The sequence below is a fragment of the Ligilactobacillus salivarius genome (assembly GCF_035231985.1).
GTDB lineage: Bacteria > Bacillota > Bacilli > Lactobacillales > Lactobacillaceae > Ligilactobacillus > Ligilactobacillus salivarius.
On sequence record NZ_CP117983.1, the window covers coordinates 823,397 to 843,698 of the forward strand.

At 30.8% G+C, this 20,302-nt stretch carries 23 protein-coding genes; 18 read left to right on the forward strand and 5 right to left on the reverse strand.

Translation table 11 applies throughout. The features are described from left to right. Nucleotides 1-13 precede the first annotated feature (13 nt). A complete protein-coding gene (mvaD, locus tag PTA89_RS04155) occupies nucleotides 14-982 on the reverse strand; it encodes a diphosphomevalonate decarboxylase (protein ID WP_081534105.1) in 969 nt (322 codons plus the stop codon). 12 nt (nucleotides 983-994) lie between these two features. After that, nucleotides 995-1,939, reverse strand: a complete 945-nt coding sequence (mvk, locus tag PTA89_RS04160) for a mevalonate kinase (RefSeq protein ID WP_268857588.1) — start codon at nucleotides 1,937-1,939, stop codon at nucleotides 995-997. Between the two features lie 250 nt (nucleotides 1,940-2,189). Between mvk and PTA89_RS04165 the strand changes: the two genes are divergently transcribed. From PTA89_RS04165 to PTA89_RS04225, 13 genes are all read left to right on the forward strand, one after another. Next, nucleotides 2,190-4,979, forward strand: coding sequence for a helicase C-terminal domain-containing protein (locus tag PTA89_RS04165; RefSeq protein WP_268857587.1), 2,790 nt, complete (start codon nucleotides 2,190-2,192; stop codon nucleotides 4,977-4,979). A 123-nt stretch (nucleotides 4,980-5,102) separates the two neighbouring features. Next, nucleotides 5,103-5,606: a cell wall elongation regulator TseB-like domain-containing protein gene (locus PTA89_RS04170; protein WP_268857586.1), complete on the forward strand. Its 504-nt coding sequence runs from the start codon at nucleotides 5,103-5,105 to the stop codon at nucleotides 5,604-5,606. Between the two features lie 17 nt (nucleotides 5,607-5,623). After that, nucleotides 5,624-6,805, forward strand: coding sequence for a pyridoxal phosphate-dependent aminotransferase (locus tag PTA89_RS04175; RefSeq protein ID WP_268857585.1), 1,182 nt, complete (start codon nucleotides 5,624-5,626; stop codon nucleotides 6,803-6,805). A gap of 12 nt (nucleotides 6,806-6,817) precedes the next feature. After that, nucleotides 6,818-8,119, forward strand: a complete 1,302-nt coding sequence (gene asnS / locus PTA89_RS04180; protein WP_003700078.1) for an asparagine--tRNA ligase — start codon at nucleotides 6,818-6,820, stop codon at nucleotides 8,117-8,119. Between the two features lie 108 nt (nucleotides 8,120-8,227). Next, complete coding sequence (locus PTA89_RS04185; RefSeq protein WP_003710003.1) at nucleotides 8,228-8,935, forward strand: DnaD domain protein; 708 nt, start codon at nucleotides 8,228-8,230, stop codon at nucleotides 8,933-8,935. 14 nt (nucleotides 8,936-8,949) lie between these two features. Next, nucleotides 8,950-9,591, forward strand: coding sequence for an endonuclease III (gene nth / locus PTA89_RS04190; protein ID WP_003703792.1), 642 nt, complete (start codon nucleotides 8,950-8,952; stop codon nucleotides 9,589-9,591). A gap of 55 nt (nucleotides 9,592-9,646) precedes the next feature. Continuing rightward, nucleotides 9,647-10,165 carry a peptide-methionine (S)-S-oxide reductase MsrA gene (gene msrA, locus PTA89_RS04195; RefSeq protein WP_003703770.1) on the forward strand — a complete coding sequence of 173 codons (519 nt, stop codon included), beginning with the start codon at nucleotides 9,647-9,649 and terminating at the stop codon, nucleotides 10,163-10,165. A gap of 23 nt (nucleotides 10,166-10,188) precedes the next feature. Further along, nucleotides 10,189-11,061, forward strand: a complete 873-nt coding sequence (locus PTA89_RS04200) for a YitT family protein (RefSeq protein ID WP_003710005.1) — start codon at nucleotides 10,189-10,191, stop codon at nucleotides 11,059-11,061. A gap of 70 nt (nucleotides 11,062-11,131) precedes the next feature. Next, nucleotides 11,132-12,139, forward strand: a complete 1,008-nt coding sequence (locus PTA89_RS04205) for a sugar transferase (RefSeq protein WP_324177435.1) — start codon at nucleotides 11,132-11,134, stop codon at nucleotides 12,137-12,139. Continuing rightward, nucleotides 12,136-12,927: a glycosyltransferase family 32 protein gene (locus tag PTA89_RS04210; protein WP_003700084.1), complete on the forward strand. Its 792-nt coding sequence runs from the start codon at nucleotides 12,136-12,138 to the stop codon at nucleotides 12,925-12,927. The genes PTA89_RS04205 and PTA89_RS04210 overlap by 4 nt, the downstream gene beginning before the upstream one ends. Then, a complete protein-coding gene (locus PTA89_RS04215; protein ID WP_324177436.1) occupies nucleotides 12,914-13,861 on the forward strand; it encodes a glycosyltransferase family 2 protein in 948 nt (315 codons plus the stop codon). Before PTA89_RS04210 ends, PTA89_RS04215 begins: the two co-directional genes overlap by 14 nt. Nucleotides 13,862-13,876: 15 nt before the next feature. Further along, nucleotides 13,877-14,062: a hypothetical protein gene (locus PTA89_RS04220; RefSeq protein ID WP_003700086.1), complete on the forward strand. Its 186-nt coding sequence runs from the start codon at nucleotides 13,877-13,879 to the stop codon at nucleotides 14,060-14,062. Between the two features lie 2 nt (nucleotides 14,063-14,064). Then, entirely contained in the window at nucleotides 14,065-14,250 is a 186-nt protein-coding gene (locus tag PTA89_RS04225; RefSeq protein WP_003703786.1) for a hypothetical protein, read from the forward strand. A 103-nt stretch (nucleotides 14,251-14,353) separates the two neighbouring features. Here PTA89_RS04225 and PTA89_RS04230 read toward each other — a convergent pair whose 3' ends face one another. Further along, nucleotides 14,354-15,166 (reverse strand): pyruvate, water dikinase regulatory protein, encoded by an 813-nt coding sequence (locus tag PTA89_RS04230; protein WP_268857583.1) that lies wholly within the window; start codon nucleotides 15,164-15,166, stop codon nucleotides 14,354-14,356. A gap of 250 nt (nucleotides 15,167-15,416) precedes the next feature. On the opposite strand from PTA89_RS04230, the gene rpsU reads away from it, so the two are divergent. From rpsU to PTA89_RS04245, 3 genes are all read left to right on the forward strand, one after another. Continuing rightward, on the forward strand, nucleotides 15,417-15,602 hold the full coding sequence (gene rpsU, locus PTA89_RS04235) for a 30S ribosomal protein S21 (RefSeq protein WP_003694124.1): 186 nt from the start codon (nucleotides 15,417-15,419) through the stop codon (nucleotides 15,600-15,602). A gap of 18 nt (nucleotides 15,603-15,620) precedes the next feature. Then, nucleotides 15,621-16,064, forward strand: a complete 444-nt coding sequence (locus tag PTA89_RS04240; protein WP_003706153.1) for a GatB/YqeY domain-containing protein — start codon at nucleotides 15,621-15,623, stop codon at nucleotides 16,062-16,064. Nucleotides 16,065-16,166: 102 nt separating this feature from the next. After that, a complete protein-coding gene (locus tag PTA89_RS04245) occupies nucleotides 16,167-16,310 on the forward strand; it encodes a hypothetical protein (protein WP_003706155.1) in 144 nt (47 codons plus the stop codon). An 81-nt stretch (nucleotides 16,311-16,391) separates the two neighbouring features. On the opposite strand, the gene PTA89_RS04250 is transcribed toward PTA89_RS04245, so the two are convergent. Together PTA89_RS04250 and PTA89_RS04255 are read right to left on the reverse strand one after the other, a co-directional pair. Then, the gene (locus tag PTA89_RS04250) at nucleotides 16,392-17,222 is read right to left on the reverse strand and encodes a site-specific integrase (RefSeq protein WP_003700091.1); all 831 of its coding nucleotides are present in this window, start codon (nucleotides 17,220-17,222) and stop codon (nucleotides 16,392-16,394) included. Between the two features lie 4 nt (nucleotides 17,223-17,226). After that, nucleotides 17,227-18,123 carry a YitT family protein gene (locus PTA89_RS04255; protein ID WP_003706156.1) on the reverse strand — a complete coding sequence of 299 codons (897 nt, stop codon included), beginning with the start codon at nucleotides 18,121-18,123 and terminating at the stop codon, nucleotides 17,227-17,229. Nucleotides 18,124-18,297: 174 nt separating this feature from the next. Here PTA89_RS04255 and dapB point away from each other — a divergent pair, with 174 nt between their 5' ends. Next, a complete protein-coding gene (gene dapB / locus PTA89_RS04260; protein ID WP_099459890.1) occupies nucleotides 18,298-19,086 on the forward strand; it encodes a 4-hydroxy-tetrahydrodipicolinate reductase in 789 nt (262 codons plus the stop codon). Continuing rightward, a complete protein-coding gene (locus tag PTA89_RS04265; protein WP_003706158.1) occupies nucleotides 19,083-20,297 on the forward strand; it encodes a CCA tRNA nucleotidyltransferase in 1,215 nt (404 codons plus the stop codon). Before dapB ends, PTA89_RS04265 begins: the two co-directional genes overlap by 4 nt. Nucleotides 20,298-20,302: the final 5 nt, after the last annotated feature.

A 20,302-nucleotide genomic window follows, 5' to 3' on the forward strand; every position in this document is an offset into this window, starting at 1 on the left:
CTTTCTTTGTAAATTAATCAAGATATTGTACACCTGGTCCCGCTGAAGAAACTAAAACTTCAGTGTTAGGAAGATTTTTTTGTAAAAAGGAAGTGATACTAGCAGTATCTTTTCCTAGACAAATAATTTTAACATTTGGACCAGCATCCATGGTGTAATAACATTCAACTCCCATTGAACGTAATTCTTCTACAAGATTCATAACTTGAATACTTTCAGGAGAAAAATAACTAAAATGTGGATGAGCGCTTAAATTTAAAGCATGCATCTTCATAGCATTTTCTTCGGCTAATTCACCCATAGTGGTAAAATCTTGTTTGCTAATAGCTTCTTTCATCAATGGAATAGAGCGGTTAGCCTCTTTTATCCAAGAATTATAATAAGGAGAAGTATTAACAACAGTTTGCATACCAGCACGCGAAGTTATTTTTTTTGGTTTACTATTTATAACAACTGCAATCATTTTTATGTCCCAAGACACATTTTCAATAAATGGAACAGCATAAGAATTTAGATCATTATCACCTGCTTGCCATTCAACAAAACCACCATAAATAGAGCGAGTAGCTGATCCCGATCCACGTCTAGCTAAACGAGATAAATCGCGACGAGATAAATTCATACCACTAGCTTTACTTGCAGCAGCAGCTAATGCAGCAAAAGCAGAAGCGGAAGATGCTAATCCAGCAGTTGTAGGAACATGATTAGTTGAGTTAACCTTGGCGAATTCTGAAATACCAGCTTTTTCTCGAACGATATTCAAAAATTTATGCACATTTTCGTTAGGAATTTCTTTTCCATTCAGAATAAAAGTATCTTTAGTATAACTTGAATCAAAAGTAACTGAAGTATCAGTATAGAAATGATCCAAAGTTAGTGATAAAGAATTATTCATAGGTAGAATAAACTCTGTATCTTTTTTTCCCCAATATTTAATTAATGCAATATTTGTGTGTGCTCGTGCAGTGGAATGATTGGACACGATAAATTCCTCCTAAAGATTCGATAGGGGCTCTATCCAATTTTTAGTAACCCCGTGTTGATTTAAAATTTTAGCAAGTACTTCTGCCTCTTTTTTTGTCTTCAATAAACTGATAAAACATCCACCACGACCACCACCAGTAAGTTTACTGCCTAGTGAACCGTTTTTAAGTGCTATATTAATAAGATTATCTAATTTAGGAGTGCTGACACCTAAAGAAATCAAATCTTTTTGGGCTAAAGTAAATGTTTTTCCGAGTCCTACTATATCATTATTAGCCAGTTGATCTCTAGTGGTTTGTGCTAATCTATCTAATGCAGCTAACTTTGATGAAGTTGATATTTCGTCTGTATTAAGTTGATCTTTAACAATTTTTATTGCTTCACTTGTTTGACCTTTAATACCACTATCACTAATTAGTAGATAAGCATCCAGGTTAATTGGAATAGGTGTAATTTCTTTATTACGAATTAACCAGATAGGATTATCGCTAGCACTAGTTGTAGCATCTAAACCGCTAGGATTGTTATGAGTAACTTTTTCAGCAATATCAGCGTATGATAATAGTTTTTTATGATTAATTCTAGTATCGGTAGCGTTGTAAAAACAACGAATAATAGAAATCGCAACGGCAGCTGAGGATCCCATACCTCTTTCTGCGGGTAATTGACTGGATAAATGTAACTCAAATCCATTTTCTATACGTAAGTCAGAAACTAATTTTAAAATTAGTTTCTTAATACCGAGCATATTTTTAGGCATATCATCAACTGAACCATCATAGTAAGAACTTGTAATAGTTTGTTCACTTGATGATGGTATAACTTTAATACTTGCAGTTGCGGTTACGGTTTTTAATGGCAGAGCGATTGCTGGATGACCATATACGACAGCATGTTCACCAATTAAAATAATTTTTGCATGACTAGAACCCTTAGCATCATGAAATATATGCAAATCACTCTTCTCCCTTCGAATTTTTATATACCTCTATAAGTAGTACAAACAGTGTAATTATACATGTTATTAATGATATAAACAATAATATAGCTAGGGATTTTTAAAAGAATATTTTTAAATTTAGATAAAGAAATAGGGAGTAGGTATCTGTAAAAAGTACTTGGAACAGTAAAGTATGTATACTGGTAATAGGAAATTATGCTAAGATTAAGTTGATTGAGAATTTTTAGCAATGAAGGTGAGATTAATGATAAAAGAAAGAATATATGCAGTGGTTGATTTAGAAACTACAGGTCCTAAACAAGATGGTAGCGATAAAATAATTCAATTTAGCTGTGATTTTGTACAATCAAATAAAATTGTAAATCATTTTTCTACCTTAATAAATCCAGGAATGCCTATTCCAGTTGAAGTAAAGAAACTTACAGGAATAAAAGATAAAGATGTACGGTACGCGCCATATTTCGATGAAGTTGCAGGAACAATTTATGCGATGTTGCAGAATACAACTTTTGTAGCGCATAACGTGAACTTTGATTATAGTTTTTTGAGTTCTGAATTGGAAAGAGCTGGGTACCCAGAATTGGAATTACCAATGATGGATACAGTTCAACTGACACAAATAATTTATCCAACATTAGTCTCATATAGGTTAATAGATATTAGTAAGTATCTACAACTTTCTCATATACATCCTCATAAAGCGGATAGTGATACTAAAGCAACAGCTGAATTATTAATTAATTTAAAAAAGAGAATTGAAACTTTTCCCTTAATTCTATTGCAAAGATTAGCGAAAATGGGAGATTCTTTAATTGCTCAAACAGGTAAATTTTTTAATGAAGTATACCTTAATAAAAAGGATAGAGAAGAGAAGTTACCTAATGATTTAATGGTTGTAGAAGATATTGTCTTAAAAAGGCCTAAACTCATAGACGAAAAAATATCAAAACAAGAATATCCTGAGACAAAGGATGAAAAGCAAAATCTTTTTTCTGAAGTCTTGGAATGGCGTTCTAGTCAAATAAAAATGATGGATGATATTAATAATGACTTGAATGAAAAAAGATCAAAAAAATATGTATATGATGCTGCAACTGGGATTGGCAAAACATTAGGCTATCTAATGCCTATTGCATATAAAGCTACTGAAGAAAAAGTTGTAATAAGTACTGCTACTACAACTTTACAAAATCAGTTAATAGATAAGGATATATCAATGTTAAAAGAAGTTATTCCTTTTAATTTGAATATTGTGAATTTAAAGGGAAGCCAGCATTATATTGATATAGATAAATTCTACCAAAGTTTATCTATTCCTCAGTCAAAAAAGGCTACTCAAATACAGATGACTTTATTAGTTTGGCTTATGGAAACTTCAACTGGCGATATGGAAGAACTTAACTTATTGAGTATGCAAGATACAATTTTTGCACAAATAGAGCATCATGGGATAAGAGGACTGAATAAAAAAAGTGCATTTTATTCAGTAGACTTTTTAAAGCGGCAAGAAATTTTGAGAAGACATGCGAATATAATTATTACAAATCATGCTTATTTATTAAGTCATGTTGATAAATTAGGTGGAAATGACACAGTATTAATAGTTGATGAAGCACAGCACCTGAATGATAATTTGCTTAAAGAAAACAGAAAAATAATAGATTTTGATCAAATAAAAATAATTTCTGATTCATTACTAGTAAAAATGGAATCACAATTATCTTTTTCATTTAGAGACTTGGTAGAGATAAATTTTATTACTAAAGCACAATATACTGAGTTAATAAGACCAATTCAAACTATAGACTATGAAATAATGAATCTAAGAGAAATTTTTATGACTTATCTTAATTCAAATATGAACAAAGCATCAGATGTATATGTTGAAGTTCCAATAAAACCTTTGAATCTTAGAGGAATGATTAAGGCAAATTTATTTATATTCAAAAAAATTGAGAAAGCTTTAAGAAATTTAAAAAGGCTTCAAAATAAATTTTCTCAAAAGTATAGCATGGCCATTGTTACTGGGAGATTAGGATTGGATGAAATTCAGTTAATAAATGATTATCAAAAGTTACTTAATCTTTTATTAAACGAAATGAAAAGTTGGTCATATCTAGATTTAAATAGATTGGAAGATGAATTGGAAACAGAGTTTATCTGGTTGACATATCCATATAAACAAGAAAATGGACATTTACGTTTGAATTTTATCATGTTAGATGGTGAGAACTTCTTAAATAATAAGGTATATCAAAAATTTTCTACAGTTTTGCTGGTAGGTGCAAATCTAGCTATGAAAGAAACTAGGGGTTACATGTTTAGACAATTAGATCTTAATGGTCAGGTTAAGATTAAGAAATACGATAATATTTTTGATTATAGCAAACAAACTAGAGCCTACATTTTAAAAGATACTCCGGATATAACGTCGATTTCAAAAAAAGAATACATAGAGTATTTATCTCGTGATTTAGAGAAAATATTGCTGAATAATAATAGACAGACAATGATATTATTTAATTCATTAGAAATAATTGAATCAGTTTATCCTAAGTTAGTTAAGAAAATTGGAAGTAAACGTGAGATTTTAGCGCAAGGTATAACTGGTAGTGTAGAAAAAATTAAAAAGAGATTTATGCTAGGAGAAGGAAAAATTTTATTAGGAGCAGGCGCTTTTTGGGAAGGTATTGATTTACCTGAAAATAATTTAGAGATGGTAATAGTCACACGATTGCCGTTCCAGTCTCCAGATACTGTCCTTAATAAAGCTAGGTATAGAAAATTAGAGAAGAAAGGGATTAATTCATTTTATAATTTAGCTTTACCAGAGGCAATTTTAAGATTGCAACAAGGGTGGGGAAGATTAATAAGAACGCCTAAAGATAAAGGAATATTTGTATTACTTGATTCAAGAATTGCCAATAAAAACTATGGGGAAAAATTTATTAGTTCGTTTCCAGATGGAGTTACTCTTAAAAGTTTAAAAATTGATGATTTACTAAAAGAAATTACTTCATTTTTTGGTGAATAAGGGGGAAATATGAGCTTTTTACACATATTTTATTAATTTTGAATTTTAAAGTTTGCTTTTTTTATTGTATAATATTGCTCAGATACTAATGATTTAATAGTATAGAATCAAATAGAAATTTTGGTGAGAAAATTGAGAAGAAAACATGATTCAAAGATAAATAAGAAATTTTATTTTTGGAGCACAATTATTATTATTGTTCTTTTAATAATTTTAGGTTACGCAAAAGCTCAAAGCCCGCAAGCTCAAGCAAAAAAAGAAGCTTATTTGGTGGCTAAGAAATATGGTAACGTAAGAAAAGTTGAAGACTTTTATGTGTTTAATAGAAAACAGACTTATTACACTATTTATGGTACAAATAAGCGTGGTCAAGAGGTATATGTTATTACTTCTCAAAATGGCAAAAAAGTAAATATATATGCACAAGATAAGGGGATTTCTGTAAATAAAGCTAAGAATATCGTTAAGGTAGAAAGAAATCCTAAAAAGATAGTAAAAACTTCCTTAGGATTGGTAAATAACAAACCTGTTTGGGAAGTAACATATTTGAATAATCAAAATAATATTTGTTATGATTTGATAAGTTTTAAAACTGGAAAGATCATAAAATCCATTCAAAACATATAATTTGGAGGCAGTTATCTATGCAAATTTCACAAAGAGCTAAAAATATACAACCATCTGCAACGCTTGCACTATCAACTAGAGCTAATGCAATGCGTGCTGAAGGAATTGATGTAATTAATTTAACGGTAGGAGAACCTGATTTCCAAACACCTAAGAATATAAGAGATGCTGCTATTGCTGCAATTAATAATGGGAAAGCAGATTCATATACTCCTGTATTAGGTATTAAGGAATTGAGAGAAAAAGTAGCAGAGGTTACTAACAAAGATTACAATACTAACTTTACGAGTGATAATGTTGCTGTTACAACTGGTGGGAAATTTGCTTTATATGCTATAGCACAATGCTTGCTAAATCAGGGAGATGAAGTGATTATTCCACTCCCATACTGGGTAAGTTATGGTGAGCAAATTAAATTATCGGATGGAAAACCTGTATTTGTTAAACCAAGTAAGGGACTAAAAGTAACAGCATCAGATTTAGAAAGTGCTAGAACAGACAAAACAGTAGCGATGATCTTAAATTCACCACAAAATCCATCCGGTTTAGTATATACAAAAGAAGAATTGGAAGAAATTGGAAATTGGGCTGTAAAGAATGACATAGTTATAATTTGTGATGACATGTATGGAAAGTTGGTTTATAATAGTACTCGGTTCGTATCATTAATGGATTTAAGCGATGATATTAGAAAACAGACAATTTTAGTAAGTGGATTATCTAAATCTTATGCGATGACAGGCTGGAGAGTTGGGTATGCGGTAGCTGATGCAGAGTTTATTAAAAAGATTGCTGCAGTAGCTGGACACTCTACAAGTAATTTGACAGCAGTTAGCCAATATGCAGCTTTAGAGGCTTTAAATGGTGATCAAAGTAGTGTGTCAACTATGCGAGAGGCTTATGAAGAAAGATTAAATAAGATCTATGAAGAACTTAAAGGAATTCCGGGATTTGTGTTTGATTCAAAACCTCAAGGAGCTTTCTATCTATTTCCTAATGTTGCTAAAGCGGCAGAGTTTGTAGGTTGTAGTAATGTCTCTGAATTTGCAGAATTTTTATTAGAGAAGGTACATGTTGCTGTGGTTCCAGGAGTTGCATTTGGAATGTCTGATTACATTAGAATAAGTTATGCTGCAAGTTTAGATGATCTTGAAGAAGCGGTAAAGCGCATTAAAATGTTTGTTGAAGAAAGAAAATAGGAGGTTATATTAGTGAAGACGATTAGTATTATTGATGCTAAACACCATGTTAACGAAAAAGTAAAAATAGGTGTATGGCTTACTAATAAACGTTCCAGTGGGAAAATTGCTTTTTTACAATTACGTGATGGATCAGCATATTTCCAAGGAGTAGTTGTGAAAAATGCTGTTAGTGAGGAAACATTTGCTCTTGCTAAGGAAGTAAAGCAAGAGACTAGTTTGTATGTTACAGGTGTCATTCATGAAGATAAACGTTCACATTTCGGATATGAAATCGAAATTGAAGAAATAGAAGTTGTTGGTGAAAGTAATGAATATCCTATTACACCCAAAGAACATGGTACAGACTTTTTGATGGACCATCGCCATTTATGGCTACGTTCTAAGAAACAATTTGCTATTATGCAAATTCGTAATGAAATGATTCGTGCAACTTATGAATTCTTCAACAAAGAAGGTTTCATTAAATTAGATGCACCTATTTTGACTGGTAGTGCACCAGAGGGAACAACTGAATTGTTCCATACAGAATATTTTGACAGAGATGCATATCTATCACAATCTGGACAGTTATATGAAGAAGCTGGAGCAATGGCTTATGGAAAAGTATTTTCATTTGGTCCTACTTTCCGTGCTGAAAAATCTAAGACACGTCGCCATTTGATTGAATTTTGGATGATTGAACCTGAAATGGCATTCATGCATCAAGAGGAAAGTCTAGAAATTCAAGAACGTTATGTTGCATATTTAGTACAAAGCGTTTTAGATAACTGTCAATATCCTCTACAAATCTTAGGTAGAGATACAGAAGTTCTTAAGAGATATACGGAATTACCATACCCACGTATTTCTTATGATGAAGCAATTGAATTATTGCAACAATCTGGTAAATTCCCAGATGTAAAATGGGGAGAAGATTTCGGTTCTCCTGAAGAAACATATTTAGCTGAACATTTTAGTAAACCAGTTTTTGTTATGAACTATCCAAAAGCCATTAAGCCATTCTACATGAAACCACATCCAACTCGTGATGATGTAGTAATTTGTGCTGATATGTTAGCACCTGAAGGATACGGTGAAATCATTGGTGGATCTGAACGTGCTACAGATCCAAAGTATTTAGAAGAACAAATTATTAAAGCTGGCCTAGATGTAAAGGATTATGAATGGTATTTAGACTTGCGTAGATATGGTAGTGTTCCACATTCTGGTTTTGGTTTAGGATTAGAACGTGCTGTAACTTGGATTACAGGTGAAGATCATATTCGTGAAGCAATTCCATTCCCAAGATTATTGAATAGGATTTATCCATAATTTATTTTGAAGAGGTCTGATGAATTTTCATCGGCCTTTTTAAATTGCTTTTTAATAGTAATATATGTTTAAATCAAGGTAGTGAATTAAGAAACGGGTGATAAAAAATTGGACAGTACATTAAGAGAGTTTCTACGTCAAGGAAATACGGTAATTTCAAACCTTGTATTGAAAAACTATAAGAAATTAGGAATGACTGATACGGAATTTATTTTGTACTTACAACTTAATAGTTATCTTCAAAAAGGGGAAACATTTCCTGAACTAGAAAATATAGCTAAAAGTTTGCAAATATCTGTTAATGATGTATATACACAATTACACAATTTAATAGAGAAAAAAATACTGAAGATTGAAACAATTGTAAATCAACAAGGACAAAAAACTGACAGTTATAGTTTTGATTTCTTATACCAAAAACTAGATTCATTGATAGATGAAGAAAAAAAAGAACTATTAAATGTATCGGCAGAAAAAGATAGACAAAAAATATTTAATGCTTTCCAAGTAGAATTTGGTAGGGATTTATCTCCAATAGAATTAGAAATGATAAATGATTGGATAGAAGAAGATAAATATAAAACAGACCTAATATTACTTGCTTTGAGGGAAGCTGTTTTAAGTCAGGCATATAATTTAAAATATATTGACAGGATTTTACTCAGTTGGGAAAAACAAGGAATTAGATCTAAGGTAGATGTAGAAAATTTAAAGAAAGCTAGAGAAAAAAGGAAAGAAAACATTAATACAATAAGCGACAATAATAAAAATAAAGAGAACAAACCTAAAATACCATTGACAAAGTGGTTGGATTAAGTGGGGGAGATTATATGTTAGATAGTAAAGAAACACAATATGCGCTACAAGAAATGGGAAAAATGTTTCCAAATGCGACAACTTCATTAATAGCTGATAGTGATTATCATTTTTTATTAGCTGTTATCTTGAGTGCACAAACCACAGATAAAGCGGTAAACAAAATCACCCCAGCATTGTTTGATAGGTACAAATATCCGATAGATATGGCTAAGGCTGATCCAAAAGAAGTTGCTAAATATATTAAGACTATCGGTCTTTATAAAAATAAAGCCAAATATTTAGTAGAATGCTCGAAAATGCTAGTGGAGAATTTTAATTCTGTTGTGCCTAAAACACATAAGGAGTTGATGTCCTTATCTGGTGTTGGAAGAAAGACGGCGGATGTTGTATTAGCTGAGAGATTTGGTGTTCCTGCTTTTGCAGTTGACACACATGTACATAGAATTTCTAAGCGTTTAGCAATAGTTCCAGAAGATGCTACAGTTAGGGAGACTGAAAGAATATTAATGTCAAAGGTTCCTAAAGAAGATTGGATAAAATCTCATCATCGAATGATTTTCTGGGGACGCTATCAATGTATGGCGAGAGCCCCTAAATGTGAAACTTGTCCATTATTGGAAATCTGTCAAGAAGGGCAAAAAAGGATAAAATAATATTAGAAAACATGATATAATCAATCTAATGAGTTTAATGAACGAGGTGACTTATATGAGTAAAGATACTGCTATTTTTGCAGGTGGATGTTTCTGGTGTATGGTAGAGCCGTTTGATAAGATGCCGGGGATTATTAGTGTTCGTTCAGGATATACAGGGGGCTTTGTTGAAAATCCAACTTATGAGCAAGTATGTTCTCATACAACAGGTCATACAGAAGCTGTAAAAATAGTTTTTGATCCTGAAATCATTTCCTATGCAGAATTAGTGAATATCTATTGGCGCCAAACAGATCCGACTGATGCAATGGGGCAATTTCAAGATAGAGGGGATAGTTATCGCCCTGTAATTTTTGTTCATGATGAAGAGCAACGTAAAATTGCTGAAGAATCAAAGAAAGCCTTAGCTGAAAGTGGAGAATTTGATAAGCCAATCGTAACACAAATTGAAAATGCTAAACCCTTCTATGAGGCAGAAGAATATCATCAGGATTTCTACAAGAAAAATCCGGAAAGATATGCTTTAGAAGAAATGGGCGGTAGGGAACAATTTCGTAATCAGCATTGGAATTAATAAAAAGAGAGGAATTATAGATTATGGATGAGTTGCAAAAGGTGTGGAAGAGACACCAGTATTTTGCAAAAGCATCAATGGCTTTTATTTATGGTATTTTGGTATCAATTGCATTAAATTTCTTTTGGGATCCTGGTAAGATTTATTCTTCAGGTATTACGGGGTTAGCTCAGTTGATTTCTACATTAACTGCTTCAAGTGGAATTCATTTGTCGACAGCTCTAATGTTATTTGTGTTGAACTTACCTTTGTTTATATTAGCATGGTTCCAAATTAGCCATAAATTTACAATTTTTACAATTTTGGCAGTTGTTTTTTCTAGTATTATGATGAAAGTTATTCAGCCAGTTACTTTGACCAATGATCCCATTATTTGTGCAATTTTTGGTGCTGCTATTAATGGCTTTGGAACAGGATTAGCATTAAAAAATGGTATTTCAACTGGTGGATTAGATATTATTAGTTTAACTGTGCGTAAACGTACTGGAAAATCAGTTGGTACAGTAAACTTGGTTTTTAATATGTTTATAATTATAGCTGCTGGTTTCGTTTTTGGTTGGCCACATGCCTTTTATTCAGCTTTGGGAATTTTTATTAATGCTCAAGTAATGGATATGGTTTATACTCGTCAACAAAAAATGCAAGTGATGATAGTTACTAATAAACCAGATCTTGTAGTTAAGACTATTCAACATCATATGAGAAGAGGAATTACAATTATTCATGATGCTGAGGGGGCATATCAGCATGATAGAAAGACAGTATTATTAACTGTAATTTCTCGTTATGAAATGTTTGACTTAAAAGAAGCCATGCGTGAGTCAGATCCTAAGGCATTTGTCAGCATTGCTGAAAATGTACATATATTAGGAAGATTTTATGAACCAAGTATGTAAAAAAGAGGAGTAGGGATGGTTTCCATTTCCTACTCTTTTTAGTAGATATTAAGATTGAGGTAGGTTATGTATGAATAACATAATTGTTTCTATGTATAATAAGAGTCAAAACGAAGCTGGCCCCAAGGCAAAGATAGACGTTGAAAATTTTTTAAAAATTTATGATTTTAAGATACAAGACTTCTATTTTTATGGTGGAAGACGTGCAGAGTTAGTTAGTTATAGACAGAGTTTATTTGATATACCCTTTATATTAAAAGGAAGATATGAGAATGCTATTTTTCAGTATCCAGCACTTAATGAGCGTACTAATAAGGCGATAATGAGGAATTTAAAGAAAAATTCTCAAAAGGTATACATCTTAATCCATGATTTAGAGTCATTACGATTTAAAAATGGTGGAAATAATTTTGAGCTGGATTTGTTAAATATGTCTGATGGTGTAATTGCTCATAACAAAAAAATGATTGATTGGCTAAGAAATAATGGAGTAGAGGTACCAATTGTTGATTTAGAAATTTTTGATTATGATAATAATATTCCTCTACAAGAAAATAATATTTTTGATAAAAGTGTTTGTTATGCAGGTAATTTGAATAAAGCTGCATTTCTAAAAGAATATGAGCCAGATTTTAAATTGACATTATTTGGGCCTAACTTTTCTCCAGCTTTAATAAGTAAACATATTGAATATAGAGGATCATTACCACCTGATGAATTAGCTAAAGAATTGCTAACTCAAAGTTTTGGCTTGATATGGGATGGAGACAGCAGTAAAGAATGTAGTGGTGTATATGGTGAATATCTTAAATATAATAATCCACATAAAACTTCTTTATATTTAAGTTCAGGTATGCCTATCATTATATGGCGAGAGGCAGCATTAGCTGAATTTGTTGATAGAAATAAATTGGGTATAGTAGTTGATAATTTATCACAAATTAAACCAATTTTAGATAAAATGACTAGAGAAGAATATCAAGAGATTAAATCCAATACTATAAAGATAGCTCATAAACTTCGATCGGGATTCTATATAAAGAAAGCTATTACAGAATTAGGGGTGATAGATCAATGATACCTAAAGTTATTCACTATTGTTGGTTTGGCGGAAATCCTCTGCCCAAAGAACTTCAAGATTATATTGATACATGGAAAGAAAAATGTCCTGATTACGAAATAAAATGTTGGAATGAAAGTAATTATGATTATACAAAAAATGAGTATATGAAACAAGCTTTCGAAAAAGGTAAGTGGGGGTTTGTGTCTGATTATGTCGGATATGATGTAGTATACAAATATGGTGGAATATATTTAGATACAGATGTGGAAGTTATTAAGAACTTTGACGATTTATTGGAAAATAAAATATTTATGGGTATTGAAAGTAATGAGAATGGATATTTTATCAATCCAGGTTTAGCATTTGGAGCTGAAAAAAATAATAATGATATCGGTAACCTACTTCATGAATACGATAAAATAAAGTTTATTAATGAGGATGGGAGTCTTAATTTGATTTCTATTCCAATATATGCGACAAACTATTTTTTAAAAAAAGGGTTCAAGAAGAAAAATGAATTTCAAAAATTGGATAACGGTATTTCAATTTATCCAATGGAATATTTTTCACCAATGAATTTTTTGACAGGAAAGATAGCTACAACTGATAATACGCATAGCATCCACCATTATAGTGCATCATGGCAGTCTAAAACTAATTTAAAACATATTGAAATAATTAGGAAGAATAATGCTATATTTGGTGAAAAATTAGGGAGATATGTAAATTTAGTGTTCAGAATATTTTGGGCGATTTCTAGAAGAATTAAAAAAGTTATAAGGAGAAAAAATGACGAAAATTAGTATAATTGTGCCAATTTATAATGTAGAAAAATATTTAAAAAGATCCTTAGATAGCTTAGTGAATCAAACACTAGAAGATATAGAAATTATTTTAGTAAATGATGGAAGTACTGATAATTCTCATAAAATTGCTGAAGATTATGAAGAAAATTATTCTAATGTATTATTAGTTACTAAAGAAAATGGTGGGTTGTCTGATGCAAGAAACTTTGGTTTACAGTATGCATCAGGAGAGTATATTGCTTTTATTGACTCCGATGATTACGTTGAAAGTCAAATGTTTGAGAGAATGTATAATTTATCGGAAAATGGTCGAAAGAAAATTATTGAAAGTAATTTTCTTTGGGAATTCCCAGATAAAAAAGTAAAAGATGTAGTGAAAAAATATAATTCATTAAATGAATACTTAGTAAAAGGTAGAGTAGTGGCTTGGAATAAAATTTATAAAAAGTCATGGCTAGATACATTGGATTTTAAATTTCCAGTTGGACGATTATATGAGGATCAGGACTTCTTTTTCAAGATGGTTGCTAATTTACAAAATATAGAGGAAATAGCTGTAGATGATCATATAGGAGTTCATTATGTACAAAGAAGTAATTCGATTTCTTATAATGAATCTACAAGAATTAGAGATATTTTTTGGATATACAATGATATAATTAAATATTATCGGGTACATAAAGTAACATGTTATAAAGATGAGATGGAATATAGATTCACTAGGAATTTACTGGGAAATGTATTGATTAGAAAAGTTTTAAAGCAAAAAGATAGGAAATTAAAAAGAGAATTATTATCTGAAATAAAAAGTTATATTGATACAAATTTTCCAAATTGGAAAAGAAATAAATATCTCAGTGAAAGAAGTAAACAAAATCTATATTTAAAAATGGTAAATTCAATAACATATAAGTTATTCTATTTATATTAGAAGGGATGTTAATTTATGAATAGAAAGAGTCTATTTGAAGAAGGAACATTTTGGGTTGCAATAATTTCGTTCGTATGTGCCTTTTTCTGTTTATTTGTAGGAGTTTTTGAAGCTTTTATAACAGCAATATTTTGGGCAGTTTTTGGAATTTTTACGTTGAATTATGCAATTTTAAAAAATAGAAGAAGAAATAGGAGGTAGCGATGTTTAAAGATTTAATTAAACAATTTAACTTTTGGGTATCTATTTTTTGTTTTATTTTATCATTTTTCAATCTTTTTATTTTTGAAAGAAAATATCTTTTACTAACGATTTTGATTCTTATTATTGGTGTGGTAGATATGTTTAATGCGGTTATGACAGTAAGAGTGAATAAGAAAGATAAGTAAGAAGGAACCTTGTAATTATTGGAAATCAAAAATTACAAGGTTCTTTTTGATATACAAAAAAAGCATAATATCGATAATACATCGGAATTATGCTTTAGATTGCTTAATCTTCACTATCAAGACTTTCAATAATAAGGGTTGCTGTTTCTTCAATAGACTTAGTTGCTACATTAATTTGTAAGCATCCTAATTCTTTATATAGATTAGTTGCAAATTCTAATTCTTGATTAATATTATCCATATTTGAATAAACAGTATCTGGATCTAGACCATAAGAAATCATGCGTTGACGTCTAATATTGTTTAAAACTTCAGGATTATTAGTCAAACCGAAGATACGTTTTTTATCAACTTGATAAATTTCTTTAGGAATTTGAGTTTTAGGAACTAATGGAAGATTGGCAACCTTATATCCTTGGTTAGCAAGATATAGTGATAAAGGTGTTTTAGATGTTCTGGAAACACCTAAAAGTACAATATCTGCTTTAAGGAAACCAGATGGATCTTTACCATCATCATAGGTAACTGCAAATTCAAGAGCTTCAATACGCTTGAAATAGTCTGGATTGAGTTTGTGCTTTAATCCAGCTGCATTTAAAGGCTTTTCTCCAGTTATCTCGGCTAAAGTTTGGACCACACCAGTTAGAGCATCAATAACATGCAAGTTATTTTCTTTACCAAAATTATTAACATAGTCAGATAATTCAGGATTAACAAAAGTATGTAAAATAATGGCATTTTCTCTTTTTGCCTTATTCAAAATACCTTGAAGTAAGGAAATAGTTTTTGTTAGTGGAAAACGGCGAATGTTAAATTTACTATTAGGAAATTGAACGGTACCTGCAGTAATTAAACTAAGACCAGTTTCGCCAACTGAATCAGAGATAACAAAAATATTAGTAATAGAATCAGACATATTATCACTCCTATAAAAGCGTTTTACATGTAATTAATTATACATTTAAATAGATATTATTTCCATATGGAATGAAGAATTAATGTATTATTAGCTAAGTAAAGAATAATATGTCAAGAAATTACAAATTATTTATTGATATATTATTGACACTAGATAAAGCATTAGTTACAATAGAAAAGAACTGTTGAAATATGTACTTTTGCTATTTAAGACGGTTACATTTAAGCTCGGAGGGAGGGAAACACACATGTCAAAAACAGTCGTTCGTAAAAACGAATCTCTTGATGACGCTCTTCGTCGCTTCAAACGTTCCGTTTCAAAAACAGGTACTTTGCAAGAATATCGGAAACGCGAATTCTACGAGAAGCCAAGTGTAAAGCGTAAGAAGAAATCCGAAGCAGCTCGTAAACGTAAAAACAAGCGTCGTTTCTAATTTAGGAGGCTTGATGTAGTGAGCTTATTAGAGTCATTGCAAAAAGATATGATTGCAGCTATGAAAGCAAAAGATAAGGTCAAACTTGGCACTATCCGTATGTTAAAAGCTGCAGTTGTGAACGAGCAAATTGAGGTTGGACATGACTTATCTTCAGATGAAGAAATAGCTGTGTTATCTCGAGAGTTAAAGCAACGTAAGGATTCTCTTGAAGAATTTAAGAATGCTGGCCGTGATGAAGCTGTTCAAAATCTTAAGAATGAAATAAAGGTTGTTGAAAGCTATTTACCAGAGCAACTTAGTGAAGATGAAGTGAAGACCATTGTTCAAGAAACGATTGACCAAGTTGGAGCAACGTCCAAAGCTGATTTTGGTAAAGTCATGGGAGCAGTAATGCCAAAACTCAAAGGAAAGGCTGACGGAAAGTTAGTCAATGCAACCGTAAAAGAATTATTAAATTAATAATTACTCGATTTACTACCACATTATTATTTGTGGTAGTTTTTTTATGTTTTTATAATATGATATAATGAAAGCGATATATAAAGGGGAGGACTGTTTACAATGAAAAAATACATAAAAAATAAATTATATGCTCATAGAGTAAGGGTTAAAAAATTATGGGCAGTTTGTTTAATTTTAATAGGAATTAATAATGTTATAGTTGGTATAGGTAAATATTTTAAAGCTGATTCTGATAGAAAATAAAATATTTTGTAGATCATTAATTGAATTATACATGCATATAAAAATGACAAGATTTAATTTGAAAAATCTTGTCATTTTTAGTTATTCGGTTGTACTATAAGATTTTTGGCGATAATAATTTAATGATGTAAGATCTTCTAATCTTAATTGCTGAATAAGTTGTGTATCGCTTAAATTTTGATTATTTAGAATAAAATAACATACGGCATTTTGATATAGTTCACGAGGAGATAACTTGATATCGATACTCTTTTGGTCCTTCTTTAAATATTTGTGTAATCCAGGTAAAGTTAATTGGGGTGAAACAATATCCAATCTCTTTTTCAAAAAGATATCGTGAGTATGTTGTCGTTGCTGAAGGTTTATAATCTCCTCATTAAATAAATTGATAAATTCATACTCAAAATCTGTAAATTCTATCTGATTTAGTTCCTGATAAAAGTCTCTTTGTAAAATCTCTTTTATTGTATAGAAATGTGATATCAATAAGAGAGTCATACGAGTATAAAGGCTCAGATTATCATCAACTAAATATTCAGCTAACTTTTCAGTCCAAGCTAGATCAGTAGCTTTATTTACAGTACGTTTTCTTCCTTTAATAGATAGAGTAGGCAAAACAGGTGATAAATTATTAATAAATAAAAATTTAAAGTAGGTATTAATATGGGTAAGCATCTTATTATAAGTAGTATTTTTAATATTATTAGTTATTGATAAGGTGTTTAAATACTCTTTAATATCATTGCTAGAAATTGATGAAACTTTTAGTGAATCACGGTAATTTGGATTATTTTGTCTAAGATAATTAAAGAAACGTGTGATATCACGAGTTAAATCAGCAATGGTATTTTCTTCTAGAAAACGTTCATTACGCAAATACAAGATAAATCTCTTTTCATAAGGAAAACTCAAAAATTTATCCTCCCTTTTTAATGTACTTCAATAGTGAACGACTTGGGGTATTAAAACTAAATCCGTCGCCCATTGCCTCAGAAACTTCAAAAATAGAGACAAATGCCTCACTATCATGATGATTGATGTATCCTTTTAATGTATTTAGTTCATTAGGACTAACGACACAGTATAATGCTTTTCGTTCTTGTCCAGAAAAAGCACCTTCAATTTTAAGATAGCTGACACCACGTTCCATTTTCTGAATTATATCATTAGCAATCTCTGTTGGATGATTAGTTATAATAATAACCCCTCGTGCAGCATAGGCACCTTCTTGAATGAAGTTAACAACTTGGGCAAAAACATATGAACCAAGTAAAGTGTACATCATTTGGCGTAAGTCTAGATAACTTAAAGAACAAGTTAAAACGATAACATCTAAGGCAAGTAATGTTTTCCCCATAACAATGCCACGTTTCTTTTCAAAAATACGTGCAACTATATCGGTACCACCAGTAGTTCCTCCAAAACGATAAACCAATCCAGAACCAGTACCACCAATTAAACCAGCTAAAACACCAGCAAGGAACAAGTCGTGATGAATATTGATATTAATAGGAATCCTTTGCCAAAGCCAAGTCCAAATTGATAACATGGTAGTTCCGTAGATAGTATATATTAAAGCTTTCTTTCCTAGATAACGATAACCAATCCAAATTAAAGGAATGTTAAGTAAAATAATTGAATATGCAGGATCGATATGTAGCCAATATCTAATAATTAAGGTAATACCTGTTGCTCCACCTTCGGCAAGGTTATTGGCAATATTTACAGTAACTAAGCCAAAAGCGTATAAAGAACAACCGATAGTAATAAAAATTAAATCTTTAAGACTAATTTTTTCATTTTGATAAGTCATTAATTATTCACCCCTTATATAAGTTCACTTTTTTATAGATAGTATTTATAGTTCTATACTATCATGAATTTCAAAGATATAATATTATTTATAACTATTAGATAGTCAGTATTTTAATAAATACGATGAGTATTGTATAATTGATATTAATATAATGCATGGGAGGACTTTTTTATGATAAATGTTTTAGTTGCTGGATTCAAAGGAAGTATGGGAAATAAAACAATCCATATGGTAGCAAACAATGATAAATTTAAGCTTGCAGGTGTTTATAATCCCATAGTTACTGAAAAGAATGTTAATGAAGTTGCTGAATTTGCAGACTTGGATGTGCCTGTATATACAGATTATGAACAAATCCCAGTTAATGATATTGATGTATGGATAGATTTTACAATTCCAAGTGCTGTTTATCAAAATGTTAAGTTCGCACTAGAAAATAAAATTTCAGTTGTTGTGGGTACAACTGGACTTAAGGATGAACAAATTGTTGAATTAAAAGAAATTGCTGCAAAGAACGGTATTGGTGGATTGATTGCACCTAACTTTGGTATTTCAGCGGTTTTATTAATGCAATTTGCAAAACAAGCTGCAAAATATATGCCTGATGTAGAAATTATTGAAATGCACCATGATAATAAGTTGGATGCACCAAGTGGTACTGCTATTAATACTGCAAAATTAATTGCTGAAGTTCGTGAAGAACATCAACAAGGTAATCCAGAAGAAACTGAAAGTTTAGATGGAGCTAGAGGTGCTAATTATGAAGGAATGCATATTCATTCTGTTAGATTACCTGGATATGTAGCTCATGAACAAGTTCTCTTTGGTAGCAAGGGAGAAGCTTTAACAATTAGACAAGATTCATTTGATAGAGAATCATTTATGACAGGTGTAGCTTTAGCTGTAGAAAAAATTGGTGATTATAATGAATTGATGGTAGGTTTGGAGAACTTATTATGATTGTAGAAAATATACCAGATGAGTTTAAAAAAGCATTACCTATTTTAGAGAAAATTAGAGAAGCTGGATTTGAAGCATACTTTGTTGGTGGTAGTGTTCGTGATACTTTACTTGGTCTACCAATTCATGATGTTGATATTGCTTCAAGTGCCTATCCTGAGGAGATTAAACAAATATTTAGTAAGACTGTTGATACAGGTGTAGAACATGGTACGGTGATGGTTTTAGACCACGGTACTGGATATGAAATTACTACTTTTCGAACAGAATCAACTTATCAAGACTATCGAAGACCTGATAAGGTTGAGTTTGTGCGCTCTTTAGAAGAAGATTTAAAACGAAGAGATTTAACAATCAATGCTCTTGCGATGGATGATAAGGGTAAAATCATAGATTTATTCGATGGATTAAAAGATTTGAAAAATGGCATTATAAGAGCCGTTGGAAATCCAGAAGAACGATTCCATGAAGATGCATTACGTATGATGCGTGCTGTCAGATTTGGTAGTCAATTAGATTTCAAAGTAGAACTAGATACCTTCAATGCTATTAAGAAAAATTCCCATTTACTTGAAAAAATTGCAATTGAAAGAATTCATGTAGAATGGGTTAAACTTCTCTTAGGTAAGAATCCTAAACAAGGACTACAAGAATTTTTAGATACAGAGTTATATAAATATTGTCCATTATTTGCAGATAAATATGCTGAATTAAAGTCTATATTAGAATTTTCAGACTTTAAATTAAATACAGAGGAAGAATGTTGGACATTATTATCTGATGCTTTTAAGTTAAAAGATACTGATATAAGCAACTTATTACGTTCTTGGAAGAGCTCCAATAACATTATTAAATATGTTATTGCGGCTAGTTTATGTGTCCAAAAAATAAGAGATAATAAGTTAGATATTGAGACATATTATCAAAATGGATTAGAAATCCTTTTAACAGCTAACCAAATTGCAAAGATACGAGGATTCGGCATGGATGATAGTGAGCTCAAAATTAATTATGACAAATTACCGATTAAATCTAGAAAAGAAATGAAAGTTAATGGTAAGGATCTTGTGCAAGAGGCAGGGATCAAACCTGGAAAAATAATGGGTGAAATTTTAAATAAACTTGAAAAAGAAATAGTTTTTGGAAATATTATTAATGACAAAGAGATATTAATAGAAAATGCAAAGAAACTATTAGAAGAGAAAGTGTGAGTAGT